This window comes from Fischerella thermalis PCC 7521 (assembly GCF_000317225.1).
Taxonomy (GTDB): domain Bacteria; phylum Cyanobacteriota; class Cyanobacteriia; order Cyanobacteriales; family Nostocaceae; genus Fischerella; species Fischerella thermalis.
The window spans coordinates 62,441-79,062 of record NZ_AJLL01000060.1 but is presented as its reverse complement, the minus strand read 5'-3'; the positions used below and the strand labels follow the sequence as shown (position 1 = coordinate 79,062).

At 39.5% G+C, this 16,622-nt stretch carries 13 protein-coding genes and 1 CRISPR repeat array; of the genes, 7 read left to right on the top strand and 6 right to left on the bottom strand.

The window, feature by feature from the left end:
• A partial coding sequence (locus tag UYK_RS27265) for a hypothetical protein (protein ID WP_235182327.1) occupies positions 1 to 180 on the top strand: 180 nt, incomplete at its 5' end.
• A 109-nt stretch (positions 181 to 289) separates the two neighbouring features.
• Positions 290 to 832 (top strand): hypothetical protein, encoded by a 543-nt coding sequence (locus UYK_RS0112810; RefSeq protein WP_016871520.1) that lies wholly within the window; start codon positions 290 to 292, stop codon positions 830 to 832.
• Positions 833 to 1,137: 305 nt separating this feature from the next.
• Positions 1,138 to 5,216: a CRISPR direct-repeat array (repeat unit 37 nt; unit sequence GTTGCAACTTCAATTAATCCCTATTAGGGATTGAAAC).
• 414 nt (positions 5,217 to 5,630) lie between these two features.
• Here the strand turns inward: UYK_RS0112810 and UYK_RS0112805 are convergent.
• Positions 5,631 to 5,900 (bottom strand): GlsB/YeaQ/YmgE family stress response membrane protein, encoded by a 270-nt coding sequence (locus tag UYK_RS0112805; protein ID WP_016871519.1) that lies wholly within the window; start codon positions 5,898 to 5,900, stop codon positions 5,631 to 5,633.
• 654 nt (positions 5,901 to 6,554) lie between these two features.
• Here UYK_RS0112805 and UYK_RS0112800 point away from each other — a divergent pair.
• Both UYK_RS0112800 and UYK_RS0112795 read left to right on the top strand, forming a co-directional pair.
• Entirely contained in the window at positions 6,555 to 7,517 is a 963-nt protein-coding gene (locus UYK_RS0112800) for a protochlorophyllide reductase (RefSeq protein ID WP_026086454.1), read from the top strand.
• A gap of 181 nt (positions 7,518 to 7,698) precedes the next feature.
• Positions 7,699 to 9,051 (top strand): sensor histidine kinase, encoded by a 1,353-nt coding sequence (locus UYK_RS0112795; RefSeq protein WP_009458820.1) that lies wholly within the window; start codon positions 7,699 to 7,701, stop codon positions 9,049 to 9,051.
• A gap of 154 nt (positions 9,052 to 9,205) precedes the next feature.
• On the opposite strand, the gene UYK_RS0112790 is transcribed toward UYK_RS0112795, so the two are convergent.
• Both UYK_RS0112790 and UYK_RS0112785 read right to left on the bottom strand, forming a co-directional pair.
• On the bottom strand, positions 9,206 to 10,036 hold the full coding sequence (locus tag UYK_RS0112790; RefSeq protein ID WP_009458821.1) for a YsnF/AvaK domain-containing protein: 831 nt from the start codon (positions 10,034 to 10,036) through the stop codon (positions 9,206 to 9,208).
• A 188-nt stretch (positions 10,037 to 10,224) separates the two neighbouring features.
• Entirely contained in the window at positions 10,225 to 11,139 is a 915-nt protein-coding gene (locus tag UYK_RS0112785; RefSeq protein WP_009458822.1) for a DUF2382 domain-containing protein, read from the bottom strand.
• Positions 11,140 to 11,548: 409 nt separating this feature from the next.
• Here UYK_RS0112785 and glgA point away from each other — a divergent pair, with 409 nt between their 5' ends.
• The 3 genes from glgA to UYK_RS0112770 all read left to right on the top strand — a co-directional run bounded on the left by glgA (position 11,549) and on the right by UYK_RS0112770 (position 15,019).
• Positions 11,549 to 13,027, top strand: coding sequence for a glycogen synthase GlgA (glgA, locus tag UYK_RS0112780; protein WP_016871518.1), 1,479 nt, complete (start codon positions 11,549 to 11,551; stop codon positions 13,025 to 13,027).
• A 308-nt stretch (positions 13,028 to 13,335) separates the two neighbouring features.
• Positions 13,336 to 14,424, top strand: a complete 1,089-nt coding sequence (aroC, locus tag UYK_RS0112775) for a chorismate synthase (protein WP_009458824.1) — start codon at positions 13,336 to 13,338, stop codon at positions 14,422 to 14,424.
• A 361-nt stretch (positions 14,425 to 14,785) separates the two neighbouring features.
• Complete coding sequence (locus tag UYK_RS0112770) at positions 14,786 to 15,019, top strand: hypothetical protein (protein ID WP_009458825.1); 234 nt, start codon at positions 14,786 to 14,788, stop codon at positions 15,017 to 15,019.
• A 479-nt stretch (positions 15,020 to 15,498) separates the two neighbouring features.
• Here UYK_RS0112770 and UYK_RS0112765 read toward each other — a convergent pair whose 3' ends face one another.
• The 3 genes from UYK_RS0112765 to UYK_RS26770 all read right to left on the bottom strand — a co-directional run bounded on the left by UYK_RS0112765 (position 15,499) and on the right by UYK_RS26770 (position 16,563).
• A complete protein-coding gene (locus UYK_RS0112765; protein WP_009458827.1) occupies positions 15,499 to 15,816 on the bottom strand; it encodes a hypothetical protein in 318 nt (105 codons plus the stop codon).
• A gap of 151 nt (positions 15,817 to 15,967) precedes the next feature.
• Positions 15,968 to 16,144, bottom strand: coding sequence for a hypothetical protein (locus tag UYK_RS26775; protein ID WP_009458828.1), 177 nt, complete (start codon positions 16,142 to 16,144; stop codon positions 15,968 to 15,970).
• 245 nt (positions 16,145 to 16,389) lie between these two features.
• Positions 16,390 to 16,563 (bottom strand): hypothetical protein, encoded by a 174-nt coding sequence (locus tag UYK_RS26770; RefSeq protein ID WP_009458829.1) that lies wholly within the window; start codon positions 16,561 to 16,563, stop codon positions 16,390 to 16,392.
• Positions 16,564 to 16,622: the final 59 nt, after the last annotated feature.

Here is a 16,622-nt window from a genome sequence, read left to right as displayed (position 1 = left end):
GCAAAAATGATGAGTGGAATTGTGTCTATTGTAGATGCATTTTCTACTCAATTTTTATTAGTATCAGACCCCTCCCCAACCCTCAGCGAGCTCGGGAAGGTGCCGTTAGGTGGGTGGGGTTATCTGTCCTTAAACAATTTTTGCATTGGTATAAGTTTTGTGAAATTGTTTAACTCTTGAGGTTTTAACTAGACTGCAAAAAAATTTATACATCAAAAGTGTTAATAATTTATCTGAAACAAAGAGGTTGCTTATTTATGAATAAATATCACTCTATACTAAAAAAATTATGCAACCAAAAGTTTGGGTTTGTAGTGTTGGATTAGCTTTGTCTTGGTTGATATCACCAGTTTTGGCTGTGGAAGCAGTTAAATTACCCAATAGACAGGTGCAGAAAAATACAACTGCTAAACCAATTTTTGTGAGTAAAGCTGAATTTGGGGTTTTTAGGGTTGAAAAAAACGGGAAAACTACCCTCATCCCCACAACAAAAGTGCCACTGCAAGAGGGAATAGCCTATGGTTGGCGGATTCAACTCAAAGACTACCAGGGTGAGGTAACATGGCGAGAAGTCCTTCAGTTACCAAAACCTCCTGAAAGTTGGGCAACAAGTAACACTGATAATTTCTCATTGTCACCTGACGGTACAGCAGCAAATATTCAACGCACAGACTCAATCAAAGATGGTGTGATTACAAACTCTTGGATGATCGCAACTGGTGATCCTATGGGTAAGCATAAAATAGAAGTTTATATTGGCGATCGCCGTATTGCTACTTTTGAGTTCGAGGTGGTTCCAGCTAAACGGCAAAAGCCAGATCCAAAAGCGTAGTTACAAGTTTTGCTATAGTCGATAAATAAAGATTAATCTCTCTTCAGCTTAGAGTTGGTGCAAACCTGTAGGTGTTTAAAAAAAGCAGTCAAATTTAATGGCTACAAGCCCTACCTGTTATGGCTTTGAACCCTTTTACACTCAGATAGAGGTTTGCACCAATTCTGAAAGTCTTACCAGCAAAGCTTTTGACCTATTTTTTCATAATTCATCTTGACACCTCGATGGCTGAAAAGCTATATTTTGTCCAGGTCTGCACCACTGAACCTTGAAAACCATATACAGCAAAGCTCCTGAATCTAGCTGTTGCAACTTCAATTAATCCCTATTAGGGATTGAAACACAGGGCATTAGAGAATTAGCGAAATTGGATATTTGCGTTGCAACTTCAATTAATCCCTATTAGGGATTGAAACACTTGAAATCTCAACTTTCTCAACTTGCAGGGACTGGGTTGCAACTTCAATTAATCCCTATTAGGGATTGAAACTTGTAGTGAGTAGGATTGCTCTGCCTGTGCTTCTGTTGCAACTTCAATTAATCCCTATTAGGGATTGAAACGTGCTGTGGGCTGCGAAAGTGTGCAGGCCGCGATCAGGTTGCAACTTCAATTAATCCCTATTAGGGATTGAAACTTGGTAGCGCGCTGTGCTAAACTGGTGGCAACGTTGCAACTTCAATTAATCCCTATTAGGGATTGAAACTTCAAATTGTATTTTCGGCTCACCAAAGCTTATGTTGCAACTTCAATTAATCCCTATTAGGGATTGAAACAGGTACAACACCAGACTAAGACTTACACACTCCTCGTTGCAACTTCAATTAATCCCTATTAGGGATTGAAACCGGCTCGCAGAGAATTTCGGGAACAAACCTGGCAGTTGCAACTTCAATTAATCCCTATTAGGGATTGAAACGGAAACGTTGAAAATCAGCAGCCGAAAGTTTAAAAGAGTTGCAACTTCAATTAATCCCTATTAGGGATTGAAACACTTAATAATCTTTTCTGAAAGCCGGCAAAAAGGTTGCAACTTCAATTAATCCCTATTAGGGATTGAAACATACTGGAGTAGCTAGCAGCGGTGTAAGTCGCCTGTTGCAACTTCAATTAATCCCTATTAGGGATTGAAACATTCTTTTTAATGCTCATCCTCCACCTCTATTAAGTTGCAACTTCAATTAATCCCTATTAGGGATTGAAACTATTAACGGAATTAAAGTCAGTGAGGCGATCGCGATGTTGCAACTTCAATTAATCCCTATTAGGGATTGAAACAAAGTCTGCGTGTGATAGAATAGCACACGCAGAGTTGCAACTTCAATTAATCCCTATTAGGGATTGAAACATTTGCATTGACGTATGCGTTTGGCAACCAATAAGTTGCAACTTCAATTAATCCCTATTAGGGATTGAAACAATCACATGGAAGGATTAGCAATGGCTACACGCCGTTGCAACTTCAATTAATCCCTATTAGGGATTGAAACATCAATCCCCCAGGCTCCCATACCACCCTGAAGTTGCAACTTCAATTAATCCCTATTAGGGATTGAAACGCAAACGGCTTGGGGATAGTTTTTGAACCCAGAGAACTGTTGCAACTTCAATTAATCCCTATTAGGGATTGAAACGTAGTATTGATGCCACTGAGTTACATCTTCCAGGAGTTGCAACTTCAATTAATCCCTATTAGGGATTGAAACAATGTAAGTGCGACAACCGCAACAACATCTATTAAGTTGCAACTTCAATTAATCCCTATTAGGGATTGAAACCAGAAGCTGGAGGCGATCCAGAATTAATCACTATTGTTGCAACTTCAATTAATCCCTATTAGGGATTGAAACCACTTATTGAAAGAGTTGCTAAATACAGATATCAGGTTGCAACTTCAATTAATCCCTATTAGGGATTGAAACTGAGAGCAGACTCCCTCTGGGCGAGAATAGATTGTTGCAACTTCAATTAATCCCTATTAGGGATTGAAACGATCGAGATTCTTGGATTTCGGACAGAAGTAGAGATGTTGCAACTTCAATTAATCCCTATTAGGGATTGAAACAATTCATGCATGGATACATTTGATATACTAAGATGGTTGCAACTTCAATTAATCCCTATTAGGGATTGAAACCCCCTGGACAAAAGCTGCTGGGCGGTATCAGATTGTTGCAACTTCAATTAATCCCTATTAGGGATTGAAACGGGCTACCTGGAACGGTACTAGGAAGGCTAGTATAGTTGCAACTTCAATTAATCCCTATTAGGGATTGAAACCATATTGGCGGAAGTTATGCCCGCTCCAGTTAAAGTTGCAACTTCAATTAATCCCTATTAGGGATTGAAACGCCAAACAAAGAGATGGAGAGACAGGAACAACAAAGTTGCAACTTCAATTAATCCCTATTAGGGATTGAAACGGGCGATTATGCGCAAACACAAGCTTGAAAAGAGTTGCAACTTCAATTAATCCCTATTAGGGATTGAAACTATGCCTTGGCTTTCAGTGCTGGGAACCGCCAAGTTGCAACTTCAATTAATCCCTATTAGGGATTGAAACAAAATCAAACATGATAATGGCTACTGTACTCGGTACCGTTGCAACTTCAATTAATCCCTATTAGGGATTGAAACCTCAGCAACTGGCACAATCACTACTTTGCGATTGGTTGCAACTTCAATTAATCCCTATTAGGGATTGAAACAAAAGCCTCTTCCGCGTCACGCAGCTTGTCGATGTTGCAACTTCAATTAATCCCTATTAGGGATTGAAACACGGTGAATGGATTCTCTAGCGCAAATTCGATTGCGTTGCAACTTCAATTAATCCCTATTAGGGATTGAAACTGGCAACCAATAATCACTAAACTCGCTGGGAGGAAGTTGCAACTTCAATTAATCCCTATTAGGGATTGAAACTGGATACTATCTCAATCTCCGTTTGTGGGCGATTTTGTTGCAACTTCAATTAATCCCTATTAGGGATTGAAACATTTGTTTCTCTCTTTTTCTTTGGTATGTACCAGTTGCAACTTCAATTAATCCCTATTAGGGATTGAAACGCCTATTTCGGACACCGGCTGTGCCTCATCGGCTCCCGGCTCAGGTTGCAACTTCAATTAATCCCTATTAGGGATTGAAACCCCAATTGATGCCTGTCGTACCGATGGGTGGACCGTTGCAACTTCAATTAATCCCTATTAGGGATTGAAACCGCGATCGCGCCAACAAAAACGTGGGAAGCCTCGTTGCAACTTCAATTAATCCCTATTAGGGATTGAAACCCTATGCCAAAAAATGTTTTTACACTCCAAGGCGGTTGCAACTTCAATTAATCCCTATTAGGGATTGAAACGGGGAAATTTCTGCACAATTTCGGATACTGGATTCTAGTTGCAACTTCAATTAATCCCTATTAGGGATTGAAACCCTGTGCGAGGCAAATACTTATGAGGTACACGGAATCGACGTTGCAACTTCAATTAATCCCTATTAGGGATTGAAACGCTGCTGTTTTACCTGCAGGTATCTCTATCAATCATTCATAGTTGCAACTTCAATTAATCCCTATTAGGGATTGAAACTGCTTTCACTAACTCAAGTTTTGGCAGTGTGTGGTGTTGCAACTTCAATTAATCCCTATTAGGGATTGAAACCCGATCGATGCAGACGAGCTGGACGCCCCGAGCGAGTTGCAACTTCAATTAATCCCTATTAGGGATTGAAACAAGCTACTTTCGCCACTTCGATTTGCTGATTTCGTTGCAACTTCAATTAATCCCTATTAGGGATTGAAACCAACAAGAAAAAGCGAGCGATCGCTCTGACCCCTGTTGCAACTTCAATTAATCCCTATTAGGGATTGAAACTCATCCCTGGCATCAGCACGTGGGGAATCGAGTTGCAACTTCAATTAATCCCTATTAGGGATTGAAACGCCTGAAGATCCTGCGCAATCGCCTGTAGCATTATGTTGCAACTTCAATTAATCCCTATTAGGGATTGAAACGCGAGCATATCCTCCAGGAGCGATTCCCGGACGCAGTATAGTTGCAACTTCAATTAATCCCTATTAGGGATTGAAACAGCAACCTCGAGCGAGACCACCCTCAAGGACTTCATGTTGCAACTTCAATTAATCCCTATTAGGGATTGAAACATTGTTGCCCATGGAGTTGCCCCAATCATCTCCGCCGGTTGCAACTTCAATTAATCCCTATTAGGGATTGAAACTTTCGATGCTGTAACTAATCCTGGATCGGGTGCAGCCCCAAGTTGCAACTTCAATTAATCCCTATTAGGGATTGAAACCCAAACCCGTAACCCTCCGTTGCTTTCATCCAGGCGTTGCAACTTCAATTAATCCCTATTAGGGATTGAAATCCGTAGTATGCATTTGACAAATTAAAGCTTACTGCTTGAGATTAGAACTTAAAGGCGTTGCAGAGAAAGCGGGATGATTTTGTTTTATCTTTTAATTGACAAAAACTCAATCCTTGGCGCTCTTGGCGTCTTGGTGGTTCATTATACCCTGCGGGAAGCCGCTACGCGTCTACATCCCCATTTTATGCAACGCCCTGGCATTAATCCCTATTTGTTCACGTCTTGTAAACTTACACAACAACAGCCAAGCAAGACGACTATAAAATTTCTTAGTCTACTTCAAGTAGACTTGAACTATTAGCTCGCAGTTTACTTGCGGGCTTTCGGGCTTTCAGGCTTGCATATTCAAAAACAAAAAGGTAAGAGAAAAGATTTTTCCCTTACCCAATTCTCATTACCCTTGACACCGAAGCTTTAGTAAGCGCTGCGAGTAAATTGGTAATATAAGAAAATTGCAATAATCGCACCAATCACCGCTACGAACAGACCAGCAAGACTGAAACTAGCAGTGGTAATTGCAAAAGTTCCCGTTTGCAATAAATTAACTAAAGTTCCTCCGATGACTGCACCCACAATTCCTAACAGCATTGTTGCCAGGATACCACCACCTTGGTAACCAGGATAAATTGCTTTGGCGATCGCGCCAGCCAACAAACCTAATACAATCCAAGCAAGAAGATTCATGATTCGACTCCTTAATAGTTGCGAACAGAATATAGTTGAAGATAGAGTTTTAGAGATAATAAGGTTAGAGGTTTATAGACCCTAGACGTTCGCAAATTTCGACCGCTTTATCGAGGTTTTACCTCTCGTTATTTGCGACAAAATAGAGTTAGCTAGCAACACTCTATAACCGTCTATGTCTGTGTCTTATATGCACTGTCAGTAGCTTGAGTATTTTTTTATTGCAACTGCCGTTAAAGTTTTGGGCGGTTTAACTTTTTGTCAGTGCGCTTTTCTATCATGATTACAGATTAACAGACCTACGAAGCTGACCTAACCATCCATAGTCAGATAGTCTTTATTTCTAGAGTTAGATCCACAAAAACAATGATTATCTACCTTTACACGTAAAAAGCTCATGTTCTGAGCTAATACCTTGAGTTAACACTATACATAAACGCGATCGCTAACTATTTCTTATAGATGACATAGATCAAATTTGAATCTGTCCATGCCTATTGCCCCAATTCAATGATGTGAGTGAATTTATTGTGGTGCAAACATCTACAGATTTGAGTAATTCTTAGCCGAAGTTTAGTAACAAAATCAGCGCTGGTGGATCACTAGTGTGAGATCATGGGAAAAATCAACGGTGGTCAATGTAGTCTCAAGAGAATGGAACACAATCGGAAGTCAACAGTTATAATCACAGGTGCTTCCTCTGGGGTAGGTTTATATTCTGCGAAAGCGCTTGCCAAAAGAGGTTGGCACGTGGTTATGGCCTGTCGGGATTTGGCGAAGGCGGAAAAAGCTGCTCAAACTGTGGGAATACCACAGGACAGCTACACAATCATGCATATCGACTTGAGTTCTTTAGAAAGTGTGCGACAGTTTGTCAAGGACTTCAGAGCAAGCGGTAAGTCCCTAGAGGCTTTGGTGTGCAACGCCGCAATTTATATGCCTTTGTTAAAGCGACCATTGCGAAGCCCAGAAGGCTATGAGTTGACCGTTGCTACAAATCACCTTGGTCATTTCCTCTTGTGTAACCTCATGTTAGAGGATCTGAAGAATTCACCTGCTGCGGACAAACGGCTGGTGATTTTGGGGACTGTGACACACAACCCGGACGAACTGGGTGGAAAAATTCCGCCTCGGCCAGATTTGGGTGATCTCAAAGGCTTTGAACAAGGATTCAAAGAGCCAATTACAATGATTGATGGCAAGAAATTTGAACCCGTGAAAGCCTACAAAGACAGCAAAGTCTGCAATGTGCTGACGATGCGGGAACTACATCGCCGCTATCACGAGTCAACCGGCATTATCTTTAGTTCTCTGTATCCTGGATGTGTTGCGGAAACACCTCTGTTTCGCAACCATTATCCCTTGTTTCAGAAACTTTTCCCCTTGTTCCAGAAGTACATCACTGGAGGATACGTATCTCAGGAATTGTCCGGTGAACGGGTTGCAGCAGTCGTTGCTGATCCCGAATACGCCCAATCTGGAGTTTACTGGAGTTGGGGAAATCGCCAGAAAAAAGATGGTAAGTCGTTTGTGCAACAAGTCTCTCCCCAAGCGCGCGATGATGCTAAAGGCGAACGTATGTGGGATTTGAGCGCCAAGTTGGTTGGAATTGCGTAAGCTAAACAGGGTGTAACCAATTTGATGGAGCGATCGCTCCATCAAATCTCATAGATTCTTCAGTAAATAAGAAACTCGTATCTCTTTACACACTTAATCCAGCTATTTTCCCTAGAAAAGATTTGCAGAGGTTAAAATGTTGGCTATTCAATCTGCGTGTTTCTAAAATCCAGGGTGTCAAATGGCACAAGAATATTGCTCAGAAATATCACTACCATTACTTTTGAGTGGTAGCGATCGCGATCTTAATTTAGAATCAACTCTCGAAGAGTTACAGTTGTATAACTTCCAAGTTGAAACCAGCTGTACTGGTACAGAGGTAGCCAGAGTATTTGAGAAAAACCCACTGCTACCAGGAGCAATCCTAGTGGAACAGGGAAAATATGCTGGAATGATTTCGCAGCGACGACTGCTGGAATTTTTAATCCGACCTTATGGACAAGAGTTGTTGTTTCATCAACCCCTAAGTGTAATTTACAGTTATGCTCGTACTCCAATTTTAATCCTACCTGAGAGTACGCCGATTTTGGCAGCCATGCAACTGGCGCTGAAGCGATCGCCTGAACTTTTAGCCGAACCAGTAGTGGTGCAAACTGTTGATAATACCTACAGACTGTTAGATGTACAGCAATTGAATATTGCTTCTTGGCAAATTCGGGGTATTGAAACTCAAGTACGCTATGAACGTAGCCAAGCCCAAATGATTCAAAATGACAAAATGGCAAGTCTAGGACGCTTGGTAGACGGGATAGCCCATGAAATTTTAGATCCAGTCAGCTTTATATGGGGTAACTTGACTTATGTCTCCAACTACAGCCAAGATTTGCTAAAACTAATCGCAGCTTATGAAAGTCATTTACCATCACCTAATAAAGAAATTGATTCTCTCAAAGAAGAAATAGAATTTGACTTTTTAGAACAAGATATATTACAAGCCCTTACTAGTATTCGTGCTGGTGCAGAAAGATTAAAAAAACTAGTCATAAGCTTACAAAATTTTTGTCATATTGATGAGGTTTACCCTAAACCTGCGGATTTACATGCATGTATAGATAATATCTTATTAATCATCAATAGCAAAATCCGGGGAGAAATAGAAATAGTTAAAAATTATGGCAGTCTACCTCCAGTGTATTGTTTTATTGGAGAACTATATCAAGTATTTATGAATCTTTTAAGTCAGTCTGTAGATTGGTTACTTGATGAAGCAGTAAGATATCAGTTAAATCCTATCAAAAAAGCTGATAAACCCCGAATTGAGATTACCACAGAAGTCATATCTCAAGATTCTACTACACCAGGAGCGCCAGATTCACGTTGGGTTGCCATTTCTATTAGAGACAATGGATCAGGAATGTCTCAGGAATTAAAACAGCAAATTCTAGATTCTTTATCTGTGAAAAAAAGAGCTGATAAAGAAACTAGTCTTGCAGTCAGCTATCGCATTATTACAGCCAGACATGGTGGTAAATTTCATTTGTTTTCAGAAGTTGGTGTTGGTACAAAATTCACAATTTTGTTGCCTTTGTTATAATTGACTAGTTTTGTTATGGAGAATTGCAAAACCCAGGTATTCAACTTATTGAATAAGTCGGTTATCTGGGCTTTCACAAATTATTTATGAATGTTATATTATTTGATTTTTTGATAAGAAAGAAGGCAGCTATGCTGCTTCTTCAACTAGATTTTTACTGAATTGATGTGCGTTCAAACCACTCCTGATATTTTTGCTGATATTCTTCGTTTTCAACCATAATAGTGACTCGCACCCTTTGACAACCATGGTTTCGCTCTAACGCGATCGCATTTAAAAGTAGGCTAGCAATTTTAGGTGAATTAAACTCACCACTTACAGTCAAATTACTATCATATATATCAACATCATGTTTTTCTACTTGGCTCAGTTCAACACCAGAAATCTCTCCTTGATTGAGATCAATTTCTGCAAGTAATTTATTTTCTGGACTTGCTTGTTCAACAATCAATTTTTCATGTCGAACGGGAACTTGCACCATTCGAGTTTCAATTTCTTTGCGAACAATAACATCTCCAACTTTTCGTTTACTTCTATTAACAATTAACCGTTCACTTAACAACTGGATAATCTCTTCTTCTGTCTTTTGTTCTAAATTCAGGTCTTGAGCAGTATGACTTATTGGGTCTATATTAGAAGTATCTAAATTATTATGATTCATCGGTGATTGGGAATATTCAGACATATGCTTAATTAGAGATTTGTCTATGTCTAATATAACGGATTTAGTAGCTAGGTCAATTTTACTAATGAATTTGCTAGGTAATAATAAATAACTATAAATCCCTGAAGCTGTTTGATTTGGTAACTCTATAAAACGAGTAACAATTATATTTACTTGGTGATGATAATCTATAATTAAGTCCTTCACCCTACCAATTAGCAAATTTTGCCGATCGACAACTGCAAAGTTCCTAATTTTTCTTCTTAATTTGTCAAGTAAATAATTTACATGAAATTTCTTGCTAATTAATTGCTTTTTCATTTTTATTAAGAATATATCTAAAAATAATTATCTACTATATTTCCTTACAGATAGAAGCTATTAAGTGTAGGTAAAATCAACCTGATTCACCTACACTTTTTGAACAACTAGTCATAAGTTATATATCTACATACAGCAATGCAAATTATTACAGTCCATAAAATAACTTAGACTAATTGCCTGTGTTATTAACGTTCCTCGATCGGCAGATTAGAAGTATTTACATCTAATTCTTCCCGACGTACTGTGTCTTGAGTCTCAACAGTATCCTGGTCTACTTCTTTTCTGACTCTGACTTCTTCACGTACTACGGCTTCTTTGCGAATTTCAGGAGTTTCTTCGTAAATATCCATATGAGTAACTTCACCTTGACCGAAGGTTGCTTCGCCAGGAGCAACTGCTCTACCTGCGTCGTTGGGAGTAACTCTTTCCACAACTACTCGTTCTTTTTCTACAGGAACTGCAACTCGTGCAATTTCAGTTTCAACATGCTTACCAACAGTAACTTCCCCAACTTTCTGGCGTCGTTTATTAGCAATCAAACGCTCTTCGTACAGTCTGAGGGTTTGATGATTTTGCTCATTCGTCCCGTACAAAGAAGGTTCGCGATCATAGGTGTAGTTATCACGGTCATATACGGGAGTAGCGTCAGGATAATCAGTGGTAGACTGAGGCAAATCTACACCTGCTTGTGAGGATAGAGGAGCAGATGCTTCTAGGGGTGCGGATGCATCTACAGGAACTGAGGGAGTACGATATACACCCCGTACCCTTTCTTCATAATCGTAATCAATAGTTTGACGCTCGTCGTATTCCGGTAAATTATCTGCTTGTTCTCTGGTTATGCCCATAACATAGACGCGATCGCTAGTATGATCTATCCGAGAACGTCCTACAGGCAATAATACTTTCTTACCAAAAATCCAAAAGCCCATATCCACTACCAAATAGCGGAAATGACCTTCTTCATCGACTAAAACGTCATGAACTGTACCAATCTTTTCATTAGTTCCTTCTGCATAGACACTCATTCCTTTGATGTCATTTCCACCAAATGTATCCCGGTAATTAGCATCAAAATCTGTTAATTTATAAAGAGCCATATTCGTCTCCCTAAGCTGTTTTTATCTTTTCAGTACTAGCCTATTAAGACAGCCAGTTTTATTACTCTTCCTAGCGAATGAATAAGTTTGTTAGGGATGTTATCTATGGATGTATTTTGGTGTGGGGGAGGTGGGGAGATGGGGAGGTGTGAGGGGTGTGAGGGGTGTGTAGACGCGCTTTGCGCGGCTTCCCGTAGGGTGGAGTGTGAGGGGTGTGGGAATAACCACTAACCACTATTGCACAGACGCGATTAATCGCGTCTGTACCCACTAACAACCAACAAACAACAATCAACAACTTCAGATCGCAATTTCAATTATCACCCTGCTACCCTGTTGTCAATGAGTACATCTTTCATATACTGGTGAGAAGATAGAAAGATGAAGTTTTGTGAAGCGAGGGTAAGGCATGTATATTGTGCAAATCGCCTCGGAATGTGCTCCTGTAATTAAAGCAGGCGGATTAGGCGACGTAGTTTACGGATTGAGCCGAGAATTAGAAGGTCGTGGGCATTGTGTAGAGATCATATTGCCCAAGTACGATTGTATGCGTTATGACCATATTTGGGGACTTCACGATGCTTATATCAATTTGTGGGTACCCTGGTATGACGCTGCAATTCATTGTTCTGTATACTGCGGTTGGGTACATGGACGAGTGTGTTTCTTTATTGAACCCCACTGTGAAGATAATTTCTTTAACCGTGGCTGCTATTACGGCTGTGATGACGACAACATTCGCTTTGCGTTCTTTTGCAAAGCTGCTTTAGAATTTCTGCTCAAAAGTAACAAACGACCTGATATCATCCATTGCCATGACTGGCAAACAGGCTTGGTTCCAGTCATGCTTTATGAAATTTACAAATATCATGGCATGGAATATCAGCGGGTTTGCTACACCATCCATAACTTTAAGCACCAAGGTATAGGTGGTATTGATATTCTCCGGGGAACAGGTTTGAACCGAGAGTCTTACTACTTCCAGTATGATCACTTACGTGACAACTTTAATCCCTTTGCTTTGAACTTAATGAAGGGGGGTATTGTTTACTCCAATGCTGTCACCACAGTTTCACCTTACCACGCTTGGGAAGCCCGCCATACAGATATTGGCTGTGGTTTAGGTCATACCTTGTATCTGCACCAAGACAAGTTTAGTGGGGTGCTTAACGGTATTGATTATGATTTTTGGAATCCCGAAATTGATCGCTATATCCCCTATAACTACAGCCAAGCTGATTTTGAACAAAAAGCATATAACAAAAAAGCTTTGCGAGAGCGATTAATGCTCAGCCATAGTGACAAACCAATCATTGCTTACATCGGTCGATTAGATAATCAAAAAGGCGTGCATCTTGTTCATCATGGGATTTATCATGCACTCAATAAAGGAGCGCAATTTGTTTTACTGGGTTCTGCTACAGAACCTGGAATTAACGCTCATTTCCAGCACGAAAAACACTTTTTAAACGATAATCCCGATGTCCATTTAGAACTAGGCTTTAACGAAGAATTATCTCACCTAATTTATGCCGGCGCAGACATGATTATTGTCCCCAGCAATTACGAACCCTGTGGTTTAACTCAGATGATCGGCTTAAAGTATGGAACCGTACCTATTGTTCGTGGTGTTGGTGGACTCGTGAATACGGTATTCGACCGGGATTACGATCAAAAATTACCTCCAGAAGAACGTAATGGTTACGTATTTTATGATACCGATTATCATGCTTTAGAGTCAGCAATGGATCGAGCGATCGCACTCTGGTATGAAAAGCCCGAAGAGTTTCGCCAACTCGCCCTTCAGGGTATGGACTATGACTACTCATGGAACCATCCAGGAGCAAAATATGTAGAAATTTACGACTGGATTAGACATAAGTGGTAATGGGTAATGGGTAATGGGTAATGGGAAAAATATTTTTCTCCAATTACCTATTACTTATTATTGATTACCAACCACATCATAAACTTCTGGATTCACACAATTAGGCAATCTTTCTCCTTTTAACCCACAAATCAAATTTTAGAAATCGAACACCGATGGACACCGATGCACACAGATAGACACAGATGTTTTTGACGTGTGCATTTACGGTGTTTTGTTTATAGTCGCTTTTGCAAAAATTTTCCTGTCAGTGTTAGCAACAAAACTTCAGGTAAAATAAACAATCGAGACAATACTTCCTCGATATTATGGGCAACACATTCGGACATCTATTTCGCATCACTACATTTGGTGAGTCCCACGGCGGTGGTGTGGGAGTTGTAATTGATGGTTGTCCTCCTCAACTCGAAATTTCCACTGAGGAAATTCAAATAGAACTTGATCGCAGACGTCCAGGACAAAGTAAGATTACTACGCCTCGCAAAGAAGAAGATAAATGCGAAATTCTCTCTGGGGTATTTGAAGGTAAAACTCTGGGAACACCGATCGCAATTGTAGTGCGTAACAAAGATACTCGTTCCCAAGATTACGATGAAATGGCATTTAAGTATCGCCCTTCCCACGCTGATGCAACTTACGATGCTAAGTATGGAATTCGTAATTGGCAAGGTGGCGGTAGATCATCAGCGCGGGAGACAATAGGGAGAGTTGCAGCAGGGGCGATCGCGAAAAAAATTCTCCGTCAAGTCGCCAATGTGGAAATCATCGGTTATGTCAAGCGCATCAAAGATTTAGAAGCCGTTATCGACCCTGACACCGTTACTTTAGAACAAGTGGAAAGTAACATTGTTCGCTGTCCCGATGCTGAATGTTGCGATCGCATGATTGAATTAATTGAGCAGGTCCGACGGGAAGGCGATTCTATCGGTGGTGTGGTGGAATGCGTAGCACGGAATATACCCAAAGGTTTGGGCGATCCTGTTTTCGATAAGTTAGAAGCAGATTTAGCCAAAGGAGTCATGTCTCTACCTGCTAGCAAAGGATTTGAAATTGGTTCTGGTTTTGCTGGAACTCTCCTGAGCGGATTTGAACATAACGATGAATTTTATATTGATGAAGCAGGTGAAATTCGCACTCGTACCAACCGTTCCGGTGGTATTCAAGGCGGAATTTCCAACGGTGAAAATATCATTATCCGTGTAGCATTTAAACCAACTGCAACGATTAGAAAAGAACAGAAGACAGTAACTAATGAGGGTGAAGAAACACTTTTAGCAGGGAAAGGACGTCACGACCCTTGTGTGTTACCGCGTGCAGTTCCGATGGTTGAAGCCATGGTAGCGCTGGTTTTGTGTGACCATCTGTTACGACATACTGGTCAATGTCGAGTTATTTAAAAGGGAACAGGGAATATTTAAGAAAATATTAGGTTGGAATGAGCGCGAGCGTTACCCAACATCATCTAAAACTCGTTAAAACGAGTTTAAACTGAAGCTATTAGCCCCAAAATTTAGTTTTTGGGCTAATGATTGGATAGGTGCAAAATGTAAATTAACTTATTCCACAGAAAACAGAAAACTAATATAGTTTTTTGGAGATGAGTTTTTAAAAACATATTTATTTTTCAAATATTTCTAAGTTAAAAATTCATAATTGTGTAAATATTTGATTTTGATTTTAAATCAAAAAGAATATAAATTGAGTTGTTTGCTAACATGAGACTGGAAGCAAAAAACATATTTGTTTGAGGGAAGAAACATGATTGTTGCTGACCTAAATTTTTGTGAACCAGTAGAATTTACACACAGCATCATTGGTGGTATATCGGCTACTCCTAATAGCAATGCAAATACTAATTTTGATAGTTATGATTTTGAGTTACCAAACAGTAATACATTTGCTACTGGAGATGTCACCAACACTTCTAACAAAAGTTTAAATAATGACAATGAAAAAATGGAGATGAGAATAAGTTTTGCTGAATCAAAGTAATCTGCCGTAGCTTAAGATAAATAAAGATGGCTTATTTACTGATGTCAGCAATGCTTTTAAGAGGCATAAAAAAAAGTAGATTTTTTGTAATTTATGTTCAAATCGTTTAACGTTTTGCAGATTCCCTTGTTTCGGATAAAAATACAAGGGATTTTTCTTATATAAATGGATATTTAATATCAAGCTCGTATGATTACTTATAATTCCCATTTAACCTCACCCTCTCCTTGGCAAGGAGAGGGTGAGGTTTTTTATTCTAAGTGATTAACCCAACTTGACATAATAGCTTCAATCAAGAATATTGATTAATATTAAACCTATTAAAAATGGGCAGAACTAATTCTGCCCATTTGTGGAATTAAGCCATTAGATATTTTGTTGGCGATCGCAAATGTCATAGATGGATACAACATTTTACTGATTTTTAGGATTTTTCCTCAGCACCCAAGCACCTAACTACAAATCGAATAGGAGTCCTATTAGTCTCCTGATGATGTTGCTATTGCTGTACTTCCAGAGTAGGTTACACCATTCTTAGTACCTTGTGCTACATTGGCTACAACTTTGCTATTTTTAGTTTTCTTCGCTGAAATTTTATGCTTGATTCCGAACTTATCTGTTGTCTCCTTTTCCAAAGAACGCTCTCCTGGATGCTGATCAAACTCAGCTAAATCATCCCAAAAAATATCTGATATATAGCTCATAAATGTAGAGTCTATTAAACCACCCTGGATTTGCAGATCATTATCAATCTCAGTTTCGCAAAAACTTAGGTCAGCAATTTTCAATCCACTCATAATTACATCCTCCTTTGCAAGATGAGGTAGTTCGCTGAAAGCTTCTTGAAGCTTTCAGCGAAATTAACAAGAGTACTTATTTGGAGTGCAACAAGGTTTGACTTGGAATTAGTAACTAATCAAAAATAGATTAGTTACATTTTTGATAACCTTAGTCGTCGTTTTTGTAGAACTTACGATCGCCAGCGACAGCAACAGCAGTTGCAATAGCAACATTACGGAACTTTTTCTTACCATATCCGTCGCAATCGTCGTACTTACAACAACCACCACCAATTACTTGATTAGATTCAACAGCTTCGATGTGATTGAGATCAGAAATAATCATGGGTTTCTCCTGGGAATTTATTAATCGTTTTCTGCTGTGATTTCAACGATGTCTCAAAAGTTATTGACGAATATAATTCGTCACTAGGCTAAGTTCGCCAAGGAAGAATAAAAGAAAATTGCGATTTTCCCAAACTCCCCGTTACAGTACCTGACGCACAAACATCGCCGAGTGTGAATCAAGTTTGACTTCAAGAAGAGACATCCTGTTAGTAACCAATCAAAAATAGATTGGTTACATTTTTATTAATATTTGTAGTAGTCGTCTTTGTAGTCGTCGTAGTCTTTCTTGCGATCGCCAGCTACAGCAACTGCAACTGCAACTGCAACATTACGCTTTCTGTACTTATGGCCACAACCACCACTAATAACTTGATTAGATTCAACGGTTTCGATGTGATTGAGATCAGAAATAATCATGGGTTTCTCCTGGGAATTTATTAATCGTTTTCTGCTGTGATTTCAACGATGTCTCAAAA

Bases quoted from the DNA above. Each gene is read 5' to 3' on its own strand.
- UYK_RS0112810 (WP_016871520.1), top strand. From the start codon at position 290: ATGCAACCAAAAGTTTGGGTTTGTAGTGTTGGATTAGCTTTGTCTTGG.
- UYK_RS26775 (WP_009458828.1), bottom strand. From the start codon at position 16,144: ATGATTATTTCTGATCTCAATCACATCGAAGCTGTTGAATCTAATCAA.
- aroC (WP_009458824.1), top strand. From the start codon at position 13,336: ATGGGCAACACATTCGGACATCTATTTCGCATCACTACATTTGGTGAG.
- UYK_RS0112800 (WP_026086454.1), top strand. From the start codon at position 6,555: ATGGAACACAATCGGAAGTCAACAGTTATAATCACAGGTGCTTCCTCT.
- UYK_RS0112790 (WP_009458821.1), bottom strand. From the start codon at position 10,036: ATGAAAAAGCAATTAATTAGCAAGAAATTTCATGTAAATTATTTACTT.
- UYK_RS0112805 (WP_016871519.1), bottom strand. From the start codon at position 5,900: ATGAATCTTCTTGCTTGGATTGTATTAGGTTTGTTGGCTGGCGCGATC.
- UYK_RS0112785 (WP_009458822.1), bottom strand. From the start codon at position 11,139: ATGGCTCTTTATAAATTAACAGATTTTGATGCTAATTACCGGGATACA.
- UYK_RS0112770 (WP_009458825.1), top strand. From the start codon at position 14,786: ATGATTGTTGCTGACCTAAATTTTTGTGAACCAGTAGAATTTACACAC.
- glgA (WP_016871518.1), top strand. From the start codon at position 11,549: ATGTATATTGTGCAAATCGCCTCGGAATGTGCTCCTGTAATTAAAGCA.
- UYK_RS26770 (WP_009458829.1), bottom strand. From the start codon at position 16,563: ATGATTATTTCTGATCTCAATCACATCGAAACCGTTGAATCTAATCAA.
- UYK_RS0112765 (WP_009458827.1), bottom strand. From the start codon at position 15,816: ATGAGTGGATTGAAAATTGCTGACCTAAGTTTTTGCGAAACTGAGATT.
- UYK_RS0112795 (WP_009458820.1), top strand. From the start codon at position 7,699: ATGGCACAAGAATATTGCTCAGAAATATCACTACCATTACTTTTGAGT.